The sequence below is a fragment of the Rhodococcus zopfii NBRC 100606 = JCM 9919 genome (assembly GCF_001895025.1).
GTDB classification, from domain to species: Bacteria; Actinomycetota; Actinomycetes; order Mycobacteriales; family Mycobacteriaceae; genus Rhodococcus; species Rhodococcus zopfii.
On the sequence record NZ_BCXI01000058.1, the window covers coordinates 1 to 15,492 of the forward strand.

At 65.3% G+C, this 15,492-nt stretch carries 10 protein-coding genes; 2 read left to right on the top strand and 8 right to left on the bottom strand.

The genetic code is table 11. From position 1 onward, the window contains the following. The first annotated feature begins 125 nt into the window (after positions 1-125). Complete coding sequence (locus tag RZ1_RS27175; RefSeq protein ID WP_072815798.1) at positions 126-1,130, top strand: DUF4192 family protein; 1,005 nt, start codon at positions 126-128, stop codon at positions 1,128-1,130. 230 nt (positions 1,131-1,360) lie between these two features. Here the strand turns inward: RZ1_RS27175 and RZ1_RS27180 are convergent, their stop codons facing one another. The 3 genes from RZ1_RS27180 to RZ1_RS27190 form a co-directional block, all read right to left on the bottom strand. Continuing rightward, complete coding sequence (locus tag RZ1_RS27180) at positions 1,361-1,585, bottom strand: hypothetical protein (protein WP_072815800.1); 225 nt, start codon at positions 1,583-1,585, stop codon at positions 1,361-1,363. A gap of 60 nt (positions 1,586-1,645) precedes the next feature. Next, the gene (locus RZ1_RS27185) at positions 1,646-2,068 is read right to left on the bottom strand and encodes a hypothetical protein (RefSeq protein ID WP_238072095.1); all 423 of its coding nucleotides are present in this window, start codon (positions 2,066-2,068) and stop codon (positions 1,646-1,648) included. Between the two features lie 111 nt (positions 2,069-2,179). Next, positions 2,180-2,614 (bottom strand): hypothetical protein, encoded by a 435-nt coding sequence (locus RZ1_RS27190; RefSeq protein WP_072815802.1) that lies wholly within the window; start codon positions 2,612-2,614, stop codon positions 2,180-2,182. A 249-nt stretch (positions 2,615-2,863) separates the two neighbouring features. Here RZ1_RS27190 and mobF point away from each other — a divergent pair, with 249 nt between their 5' ends. Further along, positions 2,864-7,282 carry a MobF family relaxase gene (mobF, locus tag RZ1_RS27195; RefSeq protein WP_072815804.1) on the top strand — a complete coding sequence of 1,473 codons (4,419 nt, stop codon included), beginning with the start codon at positions 2,864-2,866 and terminating at the stop codon, positions 7,280-7,282. A gap of 628 nt (positions 7,283-7,910) precedes the next feature. On the opposite strand, the gene RZ1_RS27200 is transcribed toward mobF, so the two are convergent. The 5 genes from RZ1_RS27200 to RZ1_RS27220 form a co-directional block, all read right to left on the bottom strand. After that, positions 7,911-8,531: a hypothetical protein gene (locus tag RZ1_RS27200; RefSeq protein ID WP_072815805.1), complete on the bottom strand. Its 621-nt coding sequence runs from the start codon at positions 8,529-8,531 to the stop codon at positions 7,911-7,913. Then, positions 8,528-10,339 carry a type IV secretory system conjugative DNA transfer family protein gene (locus RZ1_RS27205; RefSeq protein WP_238072094.1) on the bottom strand — a complete coding sequence of 604 codons (1,812 nt, stop codon included), beginning with the start codon at positions 10,337-10,339 and terminating at the stop codon, positions 8,528-8,530. Before RZ1_RS27205 ends, RZ1_RS27200 begins: the two co-directional genes overlap by 4 nt. Next, on the bottom strand, positions 10,336-11,757 hold the full coding sequence (locus tag RZ1_RS27210; RefSeq protein ID WP_232333505.1) for a putative type IV secretion/conjugal transfer ATPase: 1,422 nt from the start codon (positions 11,755-11,757) through the stop codon (positions 10,336-10,338). The genes RZ1_RS27205 and RZ1_RS27210 overlap by 4 nt, the downstream gene beginning before the upstream one ends. Positions 11,758-11,834: 77 nt before the next feature. After that, positions 11,835-13,427 carry a hypothetical protein gene (locus tag RZ1_RS27215; protein WP_072815807.1) on the bottom strand — a complete coding sequence of 531 codons (1,593 nt, stop codon included), beginning with the start codon at positions 13,425-13,427 and terminating at the stop codon, positions 11,835-11,837. Then, positions 13,427-15,277 (bottom strand): hypothetical protein, encoded by a 1,851-nt coding sequence (locus RZ1_RS27220; RefSeq protein ID WP_244899397.1) that lies wholly within the window; start codon positions 15,275-15,277, stop codon positions 13,427-13,429. Before RZ1_RS27220 ends, RZ1_RS27215 begins: the two co-directional genes overlap by 1 nt. Between the last annotated feature and the right edge of the window lie 215 nt (positions 15,278-15,492).

Here is a 15,492-nt window from a genome sequence, read left to right on the forward strand (position 1 = left end):
ACCCCACTCCACCCGCAAAACCGCAGGTCAGAACCTATAAACGTGTGACCGACATCACCAGAAAAGCACCGGAAAAGAACCAATGAAACATCGAAAAAGCATCAAAACAGATGTAAACTAGAAGCATGAACAACAACGAGAACGGCCCCGTTACCCGCCTCAACACCGCCCAGTTCATCGAAGGCATCCCCGCCTTCCTCGGCATGGTCCCGAACGAATCCCTCGTCATCGCCCTGTTCGATCCCCAGGGAACGACCGGCCCATTCGCCCGCCTCGACCACGACAACGCCACCGCCGTTGTCGCTCTCGACAAGCTCATGGCCGCCGCCGAGTCCGCCGACTTCAACGCCACCATCGCCGCGCTCGTCAGCATCCACCCCAACGGCGACACCGCAGAGGAAACCCTTCTCGCCGCCACCCGCCACGCCTACACGCTCGGTCTGGCCGTGCCCATCGCCGCCGTCCTGCCCCAGTACACCGCCGGTGAGACCTTCTTCAACTTCCCCAGCGCCGAATCCGGCGAACTCGGCGACATCCTCGCGAGCACCGTTGCTGTCCTCGGAGTCATCGACGGCCGCGCACCCATCGCCCCCAGCCGTGACGCCCTCGCCGCCGAACTCGCACCCGCCGAAGACCTCGGAGTGTTGTTCGAGCGCCAGTGGGACGCGCGCCAGGCCCGCGCCCAGGCTCCCGAAATCACCGACGCCGCGAACCTCGAGACGCTGCGCGACGCCATCGAAGCACCCCGCGAGCTGACCTACCCCGAAGCCGTCGCCGTCGCGATCACCCTCACCGACAACCCCCGCGCCCGCGACGTGGCCCTGTACTTCTCCCGCAACGTCGCCGCCGTCGCCATCCTGACCGACGCCGCCCGCAAGACCTCCGGCTACGCCCGCTTTACGATCCTGTCCGTCCTCGCCGCCGTCGCCTACGCACACGGCTACGGAGTCCGCGCCGCCGTCGCCCTCGACGCCATCGAGAACGGAGTAGCCCACGAGACCCAGATCCCCAAGCTCGCGCTTCTCATCCGCCAAGTCGTCGACCACGGCCTGCACGCCAAGGGAGTGCAAGAAGTCCTCGAGGCCGGTCGAAACGTCCTCCCCGAATTCGGATTCACCCCCGAGGACTGACAAACACACCACGAGGCCCCGCACCGACCGGTGCGGGGCCTCGCCCTATCTCCAACTCACCAACGAACCCGCCCGCACCTTCCGCAGCGCGCAGGGCCGAGCTCAGGGCATCGAGCCCCTTCGCCCGACTTCTCCCGCAGCTCGCGCACGGATCCGCGCCACCGCGCCGGGACGACACCCAACCGCAGTGCGACGACCGTGCATCGTCACGGTGCGATTCAGACGAGCCGTCAGAGAATGTCCGGCTTATCCGAGAAGCAGATGTCGATGCTGCGAGTGCGGGGTACGTCCAACACCGGTATGCCGGCGATCGCCGCATCGAGGGCCAGGTCCGAAATCGGCATCACCTCGAGCACGGCACCGAGCAAGGCCGCTTCCGCTTCACTGCGCTGCATAAGAACCCCTAACGTCTCCGAAACCGCCCCGACTCGCGTGCAACGGTCAACTCTCATCATCGAATATCCACCGTGGCCGAACCAACCGCCTCGACACATCAGAAGACGATCGCCTGCCAACTAGCACAGCGTTCCTTGCGCCCCGTCGTGCAGGGCTGTCTCGACAGCGTGCTGATCCCAGCCATATCGCAAGACCGCCTCGCGCACCGCTCGTGAGCGTCGAGCACGTTCGGCACGGTCGGCGCCGAACCACAACCGCCGGCCCCCGCCGCGACCCTTACGCCCCATGTCCGCCATGTTCTCAGCGGCCGACGCGAGCACCACATGGGCAGCGAAGGCATCACCGTCGCCCGTGTTGACGCACAGCGGGTTGTCACAACGCCGGTGCATCGCCACTTCGTTGTCGTCGAGGCCACCTTCCAGCTCCACAGCGAGCGCGTAACGGTGCGGTCGCACCACGATCTGATGACCGTCTCGAGCTTTCCAGAACCGTCCGTAGCCGTCGTCACCGAGTGCACCGACCCAGAGGTGACAGGAATCCAAGTCCGGTCCGTACACCACGCGTTGGAAGAAGCGACTCCGTTCGATCTCGTCTCCTGGCTCCCACCACACAGTGGCTCCGTCTCTGACCTCGCGCCGGTGCTTGCTGCCCGATCAGGAGCCGGAAGCAGCTACAGACACGTCGGGCGTCGGTTCCTTCGCCTCACTGCCGCCCTCGCTCGATCCTTGTGCGGGAGGCGTCAAGTCGTTGTTCTCTTCGGCCAGCTTCACCAACCGGCGCACCATCGCCACGTCCAGATCGACGAGTTCGGAGATCGAAATCGCGGTCTCGCCCCGTCCAGCAACCTGCGCCAGCGACCTGCCCGCCGCGAGTTCGGCCGCAACCTTCTTCTTCTCGAACTCCTCGTTCGCCTTGGCGATCGCCGCATCACGACGAACAGCGGCCTTGTCTACCCTCTCCAGCGACGCCAACGCGCGCTCAAGGTCGCGCTGGTTGTCGCTGATCCGCTTGAGCAATTCAGCGCGCCGTTCCGACAGCTTCGACCGTGCCTGACTGCGTGCCGAGATCACCTTCGTCTCGTTGTGCACCGCCTCCCCCGAACCACTCACTGCGACACCCTTCCCTTCTGCAACAACTCACGCCGAGTCTAAACCAGCAGCCCGACCAAACCCGTCGCTTCGCCGGAGCGTTCTGCGACCGCCAGCTACACCGATCTACATCGCACCGTATCCGGGCACCAGCAACAGAAGAAAAGGGACACACCTCTTGCAGTTTTACTGACACTCGGGAATCTCGCTCCCAACCTGCACGTTCGTACCGCTAAGATCGAGCCCGTGATGACCCTCCACGTCCTGCACGCCGCGGACGGCTACGAGTACCTGACACGTCAGGTCGCCACAGCCGACCGCGAGCGTGAACGCGGAGCAGAACTGACCGATTACTACACCGCGCACGGCACACCGCCCGGCGAATGGTTCGGCTCCGGTATCGACGGTTTGAACGACCTCCTCGACGACATCCACGTCGAGAACGCCGACCGAATCTCGGTCGGAGATGTCGTCACCGAGGCACAAATGAAGGCCCTGTTCGGCGAAGGTCTCCATCCGAATGCCGACGCCATGATCGCCGAACTCATCGACCGGGGCGTCCCCTCCGAGGACGCAATCCGGCTCGCCCGACTCGGCCGGAAGTTCCCAACCTTCAAGAACAACGTCGAGCTGTTCGACCGACACGCGGCCGAAATCGCCGAGTACACCGACACCCACGGACACGCCCCGAGCCAGGACGAATCCGCTGCGATCCTCGACCGCATCGCCGGAGGAATGTTCCAGGACAAGCACGGCCGGCCAGTCACGAACGAGGCCGAACTGCGAAACTGGATCGCCCACGAGAAGGGCAAAGTCCGCCACCCGGTAGCCGGCCACGACCTGGTTTTCACACCGCCCAAAAGCGTGTCGAGCCTGTGGGCACTGGCACCCAACGAGACGCGCATCGAGATCGAGCGCATCGTCGACGCCACGGTGAAAGACACCCTCCGGTGGCTCGAAGAGAACGCCTGCTTCACTCGCGTCGGCCGCAACGGCGAGGAACAGATCGACACCAACGGCTTCGTCGCCACCCTCTACAAGCACTTCGATTCCCGCTGCGGGGACCCCAACCTGCACACCCACGCCGTCGTGTCGATCAAGACCCAGGCCGCCGACGACGGCAAGTGGCGAGCCGTCGACGGATCGACCATGTTCCGCTTCGCCGTCGCCGCCTCGCAGCGATTCAACGCCGAAGTGATGCAGCGCCTAAGCACCGAACTCGGCCTCGAGCTGACCCACCGCGAGATCGCGCAAGGCAAGCAACCCGTCGTCGAACTGGCCGCCATTCCCCGCGACATGCTCGAGATGTTCAGCTCCCGCCGCAGCGCAATCGAAGCCCGCCGCGACGAACTCGTGGCCGAGTACCGCACCAAGTACCAGCGGATGCCCGACGCCAAGACGATGTATCAGCTCTATCAACAAGCAACCCTCGACACCCGCGAAGGCAAGGCCGACGCGAAATCACTCGCCGAGATGCGCGCAGAATGGCGCGAGAAGGCCGCCGAAATCCTCGGCGGCAACGAGGCCGTCGACCAGCTCGTCCGCGACGCCTTCGCCGCCGATCACGCCCCGAGGCCACAGCGCCGCAGCCTCGACGACGACGCCCGAGCCGTGATCACCAAGCTCGAATCCAAGCGCTCGCGCTGGCAACTGCCACACATCGTCTCCGCAGTCCAGGCCCACCTCGGCGGTGAGACTTTCCCCGACCTCGACACCTACCGGACGGCAGTCGATCGACTCACCAGTCGAGTCATGGAGTTGTCGGTCACCACCCCACGCGTCGAGCTGCCCGCGATCCCGAGGCGTCTGCGCCGACGTAACGGCGACTTCGTTCTGTCCCACCACGGCAGCCACAAACACAGCTCCCAACGCATCCTCGACGCCGAAACGATGCTGGTATCGGCCACCAGCGAACCCACCGTCTTCACTGCCCGCACCGCCTCGATCCGCCAGGTGTACGAGACGATGCGCGCCGAAACCGGACGCAACCTCAACGCCGGCCAACGCACCTTGACCGAGCACTTCCTGCAATCAGGGGCACTGCTGGCCGTCGGTGTCGGACCCGCAGGAACCGGCAAGACCACCAGCATGAAGGCCGTCGTGCAGGCATGGCAGAGCGAAGGCCGTGGCGTCATCGCCCTCGCACCCTCCGCGGTCGCCGCCGAAACACTCGGCGAAGAAGTTGGCGTCACCGGCCTGACCCTGGCCTCCCTGACCTATCCCTGGCGCGGTCTCGGCGGCAGTCGCCCCGGCACACTTCCGACCGGCATCGACATCGCACCGGGCACGATGCTGCTCGTCGACGAAGCATCCCTTGCCTCCACCCTCGACCTCGCCGCCATCGTCGAGATCGCCAAGGAACGTGGCGCAGTCGTCCGCCTGCTCGGTGACCCGGCCCAGCTCGACGCTGTGGAAACCGGCGGAATGCTGCGCTATCTGGCGCAGAACACCGACGCTCCCGAACTCGACACTGTGGTCCGATTCGGCAACGACACCGCCCAAGCCGAAAACTCGATGCTGCTGCGATCCGGTGACTCCACCGGCCTGGACCTGATCTACGAACGCGATCTCGTGCGCGAAGGAACGCGCGAAGAAATGATCGGCCAGGCCGTCGAGAACTACCTCCACGACCTCGCCGACGGCAAAGAATCCATCGTCATGCTGCCCACCCGCGAGGACGTCACGGCAGCGAACATCCAAGTCCAGGCCGTGCGCCGCCACGACGGAACCAGCGACGAATCCACCACCGTCGCCCTCGCCGACGAACTCACCGCAGGCCGCGGCGACATCGTGCTCACCCGCAGCAACCGCCGCGATCTGAACCCCTCCGGCGGAAAGAAAGCCGGAGCGTTCGTGCGAAACGGCGACCTATGGGAAGTGCTCGATGTCGTCTCCGAACGCGGCGCACTGACCGTCCGGCACCTCGAACACGGCGGCGTCATCACCCTGCCGGCCGACTACATCAGCACCCACGTGCAACTCGGCTACGCCTCCACCGTGCACCGCGCCCAGGGCGTCACCGTCGACACCGCCCACGCCATCATTACCCCCGAGATGGACCGCTCCGGGCTGTATGTCGCCGTCACCCGCGCCCGCACCGACAATCGGATCTACGTCCCGGTCGACGTGCCGGTCAACCTCGACACCGAGCGTCCGCACCTCGAAGACAAGAACGTCTCCACCGGCCGGATGATTCTCGAAACCGTCGTCGCCGCCGACAACGGCCATCGCACCGCCACCGAAGAACTCGCCGACCAAGCCGCCCACGCCACCGACCCGGAGCGGCTGCGCGAGGCATATCTGGCCGCCCAACGCCGCCTCCGCGACGACGCACTCAAGACCGAGATGCGCCGCACCCTGCCCGAACACATCGCCGCCGCCATCGAAGGCACCGAAGGATGGGCGCAGCTTCGCCAGGTCCTCGCCGATGCCCACGACCACGGCTACAGCACCCGCACACTCCTCGGACACGGTCTCGCCGAAGGTCCCCTCGCCGGAGCGAAAGACATCGGATCGGTCCTCGCCCACCGCGCCCGCGCCATCGTCGGCCAGTTCACCGAACACCCGACATTGCCGCCGCTACCGATCCGCGATCCGCTCCACACCGACGCGGAAATGCACGACTTCGCGGTCGAATGTGCCCGCCGCTACACCGAGACCACCGACCGCGCCGCGGCCGCAGACACCGGCATCGGCGAGGTCATCCGCCGCTACCGCGACACCTCCGCATTCCTCGAAACACAGAGAGTTCGCACCCTCGCCACCGCCGCACTCGGAGAAGAACTCGGTGTCCGCATCGCCGAAGAATCGTCCGCACGACTGCTCGCCCGCCAGCTCCACCGTGCCGCCCAAGCCGGCGTCGACCCGATCAACCTGCTCACCTGGCACCACGAACGCCTGACCGAAAACGGCGTCGAGACCACCGCGGCCGCGCTGCGATCCGACATGGCCAAGCCCCTGACCGAGCTGATCGCCCGCCGCAACACCGCATGGCTCACCGAGCACGAAGAGACCATTGCCAAGCACCTGCCCACGCTCGCGTTGCAGACCGACGACGAACGCGCCCAGGCCATCGCCGGACGCATCGAACATCTCCACCGCCTCAGCGGAGCGAGCATCGAGCAAGTCGTGGCCGATCTGGCAGAGCGGGCCGGAGCCATCGCCCCAGCGACCGTGCTCCTCGCCGAACTCGACCGCATCGCCGCCGACGGCCGAGACCTCACGAACCCCGACGCACCCGAATGGGTCGTCGCGCCCGTATCCGACGCCGACACTATCGACCCCGAACTCGCCGCCACGATCCGCGAGGACTACCAGGCCATCGCCGAGCTCCACCGCGACTACCGCGACCAGCTCACCGACGACGCCGCACCGCCCTGGGCACATTCGATCCTCGGTGCCTGCCCCGAGGATCCCGAACACGATGCTCTGTGGCGGACCACCATCGCGGACGCGGCTGCCTTCCGCAGTACCCACCATGTCACCGATGAGGACACGCTCGTCGGGGGCCGGCCGAAGGACCGCCGGGCCGCACTCGACTGGACCAACGTCGAGCGTCAGCGTCTCCAACTGCACAAGGAGCGGACGCGACCAGAGCGGAATGCGGTTGACACCCGGGGACCTCGGTCTGCGGTCACCGAGGTTGAACACCGGACGAGGCGGATCTGACTGGAGGGCGGAAGGAAATGCGTGGGGCCAGGAACGGGCTCGCGTCTCCGGAAAAGCCCAGTTGGAGCCGTGTGATATGCTTCTCACGGCTAACGCGTATAGCCGACCCCGGTAATGCCGGAGTCGGCTTTTCTGCGCCAGCCGCTCTCAACTGAAGAAAGGAGATCAGATGACATCTGTCGCTGCGCGTAAGCGCATCTGGGGTGTCCTCGGGCGCATGCTTGCAGGCGTACTGGCCCGTTGGACTCTGGACAAGATGTTTGAGCAACTGGTCATTATCTAGTTGTTCTAGGCGGATGTTTCCAGCACTAGCTGGGGGCATCCGCCCTCTTGTTCTACAGAAAGGGTATCACTCTTACGCAAAAATTTATACACCCCTTGGACAGCGCGGGGCCTAATTGAAATTTTCCTGGGTGCCACTCAGGGGGCGTTCCACTCGCTCCACGAGGGCCAACCGGATAGACCGAACACACAACGGACAACTTCGATCTGAGCGGGAAACTCCAGTTCGAGGTCGCTTCCGTACGGAGTGGTCGGCCACGACGCCTGGGCGGGCACTCTTCGCGGCCGACCACCACACCGAGGACAGGCCGGGTGGTGAGTCCCGTTCCGATGTCCTCGGCAGTCTCTAGGTCCGCACGTATCCCTCCGTATCGTCGGACCACTCCCAAACGTGACCGTCATACGAGACCGGCCCGAACTCATCGTCAGGATCGACCGATTCGGCATCACCCGTGTCGATCAGATCGACCATCCGCGCAGCATCTATCACCGCCGGTCCCGATCCGTTGCCGGAGTCCGGGAGCGATCCGGTGGCGGCGATCGCCGCCGCGACCGGGGTCGGCCGCGCCGCGATGTCCGCCGCGATCCACTCCCGCGCACCCGCGAGCAGCGTGACCTGCACGGTCGGCGGTTCGCAGCGCCCGTCGATACAGTCGCCGAACTCGTCGGAGTTGGCCGCCAGCCGTTGCAGAAGCGGTTGATAGACCTGGTAGTGCCAGCTTCCCGGCGACCACGAATGCACCTGACCGTCGCCGAGCTGTTCGTAGGCGACCTTGTGCGCCGACATCGCCGCCGTCAGTTCCTCGACCATCTTCGGGTGCCGATACCAGCAGCCCTTGATCCGATCGGTGAGCCGGTAGCAACCGCGGAACCACTCCACCCAGTCGATCAACTCGTCCCACAACTGTTGTGCTTGTTCCTGGTCGAGATGCCGCCACGACAGCCGGCCCGGCGTGTACCCGCTCATCCAAGCACCACTTCCCCGCCCGTGCGGGACCACGCCCAATCGGGCAGCTCCCCCGTCTCACAGACCCAGTTGTAGACCTCTTCAGAGTCGAGCACCCGCTTTTTCCAGTGCCGAATGTCCCACACCAGCGGGAGATGAACCCGCGCCGGAGCCGCACCCCGGTAGATCATCAACGCCTGGTCAGCAGGCATTCCGCGAATCTCCGGGGCAGTCATCACCTTCGTCTGCCGAGGAGCCTGCGTCGGAGACCACCACTCTTCACGCTCACCGGTCAATCGGGAGATCTGCTCGAGCTCGTTCACATCACCGAGGCCAGGCAGGATGATCCGCACCGGCGAGTTCGTCGTGAACATCTTCCCCGCGCTCGGACCCCATCGCCGGATGTTCTGCTCCTGACCGTGGCAGAACGCCCAGATCGAGATTCCTCGCCCGGCGCTGTCGGAGACCTTGTCGGGCAGATCCGGGATGGGCGCGACATTGTTGACCTCATCGAGAACGAACCGCACCGGAGGGTCGATTCTCTCCTCCGGGTACTCCCGCGAAATCTCTTTGGCCAGGTAATACGACTCCGCCGCCAACGCCGTGACGATCGGTGCACTCGAACCGTAGGAGCCTTCGGAGATCAGATACAGCGTCCCTCCGTCGCGAATGAGCTGCGCGAGGTTCACCGACTCATCGGCGGTGACATTGACTGCCGCCATCAGCTTCGGTGAGGCGAGGGGATCGAGCAGCGTCGAGACCGTCGACATCACATCGTCGACCGAATCCGATCCCGAGCCGCCGAGCTGCGAATACTCCACGCTCCACGTCGGCAGGTCCCGGTCCAGAATCTCTTTGACCTTCGGCACCTGCCGCTGCATCGCCCAGCGATAGAAGGTGGTCACATCCCCACCGGACACCGCGGCCGCATACAGACAGCACCGCAGGTACTTCGCTGCGTTCGTCGAGAAGTACCCACTGTTCTTGGTATCGCCGAGGGGAACAGCCTGCACCAGCGCATCGGCACGCCGGATCGCCGTGTCCGGGTCATCGCAGCCGGCCAGCAGGGACCACCGCATCGGCGTCGGCCACCGCGTGATGCCCTCGGGGTCGAACACCTCGACCGGGCCGGACGCCAACCGTTGCCCCACCGTCGACCACAGCAGATCAGGTTTGGTGGTCGTGGCCAGCACGAACCCGACCGACTCGACGATCCGCTGCCAAGCCAACCGCCAGCTCTTGCCCGATCCGGTCGGACCCTCGACCAGCGTGCCGTCCCGGTACTGAACGAACACCTCAGCATCTTTGCCATGCTCGCCGTAGAGCGTGCCGATCCGGGTCGCCACTTGATGCGCGTCGATCTTGCGGGCCGGAGTATCACCAAAGCTCGCCCGATTCGTCTTCGCGGCTTTCACCGCGCTCCTGCGATCGAGGCCGCGCCGCCGCAGCTCCGCCCGGTCCGCAAACCCTTCCTGGCGCGTGCGCTTAGCGCGCTGACGTGCCGAAACCTTCCCGTCGATCACGAGGACGACGGCGATATAGACCAGCATCGCTGCGATCAGGCACACCCACACCGCGACCGCCGAGCCCGGCCGCGAGTCCTCGGGCCAGCCCACCGTCGGATCGCCCGGCGTGAGCACCAACGCCCGCAACACCGACAACGTGCCGTACAGCCCTTCCGGGAACACCGGACCCGCCCCGGTCACCAGGCCGGCAACCGCGCCTCCGGCGTACACCGTCCACAGGACCCCGCCGATCACCACGACCACCAGGCCGGTGCCGACCGGAATCACCGGCTGTGTCGGCCGCTGCTGACCTCGCTCGTTCACTGCACCGCCCCCACCAGCTCGGCCAATTCCTCGGCATCGAGAGTGTCCGGGAGCCGGGTCTGCCCGACCAGCGTGCTCGCCTCACCCCGAATGACCTCATCGGTGTCGGTGAGGGTGATCTCGAGCGGGGACCGCTCGTGCTTCATCAGCACCGGATCGGACTTGCCCATCACCACGAGACACTGCCCCTTGTGCATCGACATCAGCAGATCGACGCAGTATTCGGGCAGGTGGTACATGCGAACCGTCTGCTCGGCATCGTCCACCCGATCCTGTCCGTACAGGAACACGATCCCGGCTTCCTGCATCAACGCTCGAGCCGGAGAATCCGCAGGTAGATCGGCGATGTGATGGAACGCTGAGACCGTCGACAGGCCCAGGCCGCGAGAGAGCTTCATGTTGTCCCGGAAAACCCGCCCGGTCGAGCCTTCCGCGATGTGCCAGCCTTCCTCGACGATGAGAATGGTCTGCTTGTGCTCAGATGCTCGAGCTGCGAGAACATTCGACAGCCACGTATTGATGACCGTCATCACCACCCGCAGCGCCGGTCCCTTGTTGGGCAGTTCGGACACATCGAAGTGCACGAGCGGATGGTCGAGCGCATGACGGACATCGGCCGAGGTCGGCTGATCGACCAACCCGCGCAGATCTCCTTCGCAGAGCTGCCGCAGCGCCAGGCCCGGATCCCGACCCCACCGGCACGCTTCCTTCTCCCACACCTCACCGAAGGTGACCGTCGCTTCCTCCGGCGTCGACAGCAGCAGATCTGCGACATCACGCAGGATCGGCTCGGTGCCCTCGCTGCGGGCACGCTCGTTGACCAGTCTCAGCGCCAGGTTCAGCGCCGCGATCTCCGTCTGCACCAACGTCCGCTGCATGGTGTCCTCGAGTACCGCGGCAATCAGCACTTCTTGACCGGCCGGCACGATGCCACCAGAAGTGGTCACCGACGACGAAATCGCCGGGTCCATGATGTTCAACCGCGCACCGTCACCGCCGGTCTTGAATCTGATCGACGGCACCCCCAGCGACTTGGCGAGCTCGGTGTACTCACCACCGCGATCACCCTGACGCTTCTTGTCGATCACCACGACCTGACGGCCGGCCGCGATCTGCCGCAATCCCAGCGTGGTCTTGATCAGTGAGGACTTCGCCTTGCCGATGTCACCGACCACCGCGACATTGATGTTCTCGATCTCACTTCCGTACAACGCGAACGGATCGGTGATGACCAGCGCATTCGACATCAGGTTCCGCCCCGACACGAGACCTTCGTGCCGCACGTTCTTGCGGGTGGTCGCCAGATTCAGCGCTTCGGCCTGGCGAGTTGTCGACCACACTCCTTCCGGGCGTGGCTCGTACCAGCCCCACCGGTCGAGCCACTTGTTGCGCTTCGGCGGACGCCGACGAGGAACCACCGGCGTGTCCGCCTGATCTACCTCCGGAGCGGTCGGCGCAGGCGCAGCGCCCTTTTTGCGGTTCAGTAGTGACGGCATCAGACCCCCTTGGCCCGGGTGTACTTGGTGGCCGCGAGTCCGCGGCCGAGCGGCAGAGTGAGGAATTGCGCGACATCGTGGCTGTCGTCGAACCAGGTGAACTCTTTGATGGCGGCTTGGTCGGCGGCCTGCTCGAGTCGCGCACACGCCCGCATCACCGCATCCTCATCCGGTGCGGTGACCGACACTGCCATCGACCAGATCACCCCGTGGTGTCCCGATCCCGGCTTGAGGTCTTCGCGGCGACGCAGCGACGCCGACGCCATGACCTCCGATGCACCGTCGGTGACCTGGCCCTTCTTTCGCTCCTTGTACTGGCGTGCTGCATCCTCGGTCGCGTCCTTGCGTGCCACCTGGCGCGCTTTGACTGCATCGACGAAATCCATCCGCACCTTCACCGTGCGGATTGTTGGCTGGGCCGGAAGCCCCTCAACAGGATCGCCGGGGTCCGGGTCGACGCCGGTCAACAGCGGCGAGAGCCATTCAGCGTGCAGCGGGATCGGTTCGATCGAACCGGGTCGGATCAACCCGACTCGGGTATCCCATCGGTCGGACACCCGTGTCGACAGGTCTCCGCCGACATACGACGGCCAGCAGTTGCCCCAGTTCGCGCCCCGGTGGGCGTCGAGTGCGTAGGACGGATCGAGCATCGAGCGGAACACCGCACAGGCACGCTGTTGGCCGAGCACCTGCACCTGCCCGAGCCGAGCCGAGGTCAGCGCGCCGACCGCCCGCATGGTCTCCTCGACGATGACCTGGCCGATACCGGCCTTCGTCTCTACGCCCTTACGCTTGGCGACCGCTCCGGCCGCCGACAGCAACTCGACCGACTTCGGGAAGATCAGTGTGGCGTAGCAACGATGCTCTTCCGACTCCGGGGCCAGACCGTCGATGAGCTGGCCGTAGGACTCGACCGCAGGCATCACCCGGTGTGCATGAGGATTCGCACGCACCACCGATTCCATCCACGCCACGTGCGGAGTCAGATCGGCCGGCACCGAGCGGTGCACCATCTCCAGCCCTCGAAGCAGCGAGGATCGGCGCGCGAACGAGGCCAGCGTGCGCGAGAACGCCTGCGAGGTCACCGCCCATTCCTCCGCGCCGCGCAGTCCTTCGGCGAGCCCTTGAATCGACAGCACCACCGAGTAGTAGTTGTTGTCACCAGGCGTCCGGTGCTCGAGGATGAACATGTCGTCGAGACCTGTACCGGTCAGATCCAGCGGAGCGACATCTCCGAGCGGCACCGGGAACTCCCAGCCCGGATCGGCTCCGAGCACCCCGTACAACTCGTCACCGGGCGCCCGGTAGACGTGTTCACCGTGCTTTCGCCGCCGCCGATCCCGGATCCGGTGCAGTTTCTCCCCCGCCCAAGACCGGCGACCGTTGATATCGGTCGTCGCCCACAGCGTGCCGCCCACCACCACAAGGACACCGGCCAGTGTCCAAATCGTCGATCCGAAGAAGACGAACAGGAACATCGAGACCATCATCGCCGCTGCATAGGCGAACAGCACCGGTTCGGGAACGGGGATCAGTCCTCGGCGAGCGATTTCCGAGCCGAGGATCGAGGTGCGCTGCTCACTGTCCCTCATCACTGATCTCCCATGTTGTCGGCTCGTTCAGGGGCGTTCTGTGCCGCCTGGGCTGCCTTGTTCAGCGCTGCGCCGCCCACGGTCCCGGCCACGACAGCCGCTCCCACCCCGGCCGATGCGACCGTGCCGGAGATGCCCTTGGCTGCCCCCATGAGCTTGCGAGTGCTCGCCCCACCGTGCCCCCCACCGCTATGACCTGCGGTAACACCCGAGTGCTGGTGGGAGGTCGACCCGGCGGGACTATGGAACGTCGACCCGTTCGAGGTGGAGGCCACTCCCCCACCAACGCCCCCGCCGCCGACAGGATGGGAGTGTGCCGCCCCTGCGGAACGGGCCGCAGCGACCTCACCCCCGCCACCACCGCCGCGGGCCATCATTGCCATCTGCGCGGTCTGCAAAGTGCCGCCCAGCCCTTGTCCGGTCGCCGATCCGGTATCGCCGAAGCCTTCCGAATCTTCACTGGACGGCATGAACGGGGCGTACTTGAGCAGCGACCACGGAGCGAGTCCGACCAGTCCGATGCACACCGCCGACATCGCCAAGGCGCCAAGCGATGCGAGGTCACCGTCGACGTAAGCCCCGGCGCTGCTGTCGATCAGCACCGTGGCCAAGAACCCCAGGCCGAGGAAGATCACCGGCTTGGAAAACACGATCGAGATGAATACGAAGATCGGGCGCATCGCCTTCTTCCGCAGGTTCGGATGCACCCACAATCCGAACGCGACACCTGTCAGGCCGGCGAGGATCGGCAAGGCAGCGGCGTGCATCAACATGCCGAAGAACAACGCCAGCGACCCGAGAAACAACAACCCGAAGAACACGATGCCGGTCAGAGAGCCACCGACGACGGTGTCGCTCGTGATGCCTCCGAGCATTGCCGATACGGACACCACCGCCTGCTCCAAGTCCTGCTTGAGCAGTCCGGACAGGGAGGTGGTCAGCGCGTGCGAGAGCTGGACCAGCATTTCGGCGGCGGCCGGGGCGAACATCATCGACAGCACACCTAACGGGGCGTATCCGATCAGGCTGTGCGCCAGTTCCATTCGTGTCGATTTCTGTGCGGAGGTTCGGTAGATCGTGAACAGTGCGGTGATCGACATGACGAACACCCCGATTCCGCAACTGACCGCGTACCACCGCAGGAAACCTTCATCCCGCGGGTTGAACTCGTGGATGTTCGCCAAGCCCTCAAGGACCGAGGTGGTCAGCGATACCGCGCTTTCCTTGGTGCTGTTGGCCCAGTCGTCGATCACGCTGCCCGGATCAGCGATGAACGCGACCACGTCACCGGCCTTGTCGACGGCCGCCATACCAAGGCCGACGCCGAGCTGGATCTGAAGCGGCGTGGCGGCCTTGAGGACCACACCACCGACTCTGGCGAGATCGAGGAACCGGTCAGCGAAGTCCTTGTTCTGCTCTTTCCAGTTCCAGATGCCGCCGAACATCGCCCCCACCCGCGTGTTCCAGGCGCGGCACTGTACGAGTTCATCCGGCCCTGAAGTCTTGTCACAGTCGAGGAAATAGGCCCTGTTGCACAGCATCTCGTGGTCGCTGCACGGATTCTCAAAGATGTCGTCCGGCAGGTTATCGACCCACTTCTGTTGCTTCATCACTGCGATCGAACCGGCGTCGGGTGCTGCTGCCCAGGTAAATCCCCAGTGGTTCCCGCCCGGCTCGGACCACTTCGCCAGATCCGCAGCGCACACCTTGGCCGAGGGCGAGAACTCCGGGTCGCCACCGGGGAAGGATGCCGGCCAGGTGGTCGGAGTCTTGCCATCGAGCACCGCTTGCTTCGCTTCATCCTCCGAGACGCCCATCAGCTCGGCGTACTGCGCGATGCGCTGCGTCACCGGGGACGCCCAGTAGAGAATTTGCTGGTCGAAGCGGAGGTACTGCGCGAGGTACTGCCCGAAGTCGCCACCCTTGTCCGCACACGCCGGATCGGTCGACCACCCGGCCGCCTCGAACTCCGGGTGACCGGGAAAGAACTCCTTGAGCTCGTCTGGCATCCCAGCAGGCCACCCTTCGGCAGCGCCACTGAGCGGCTGCGCCCACGCGGGAATCG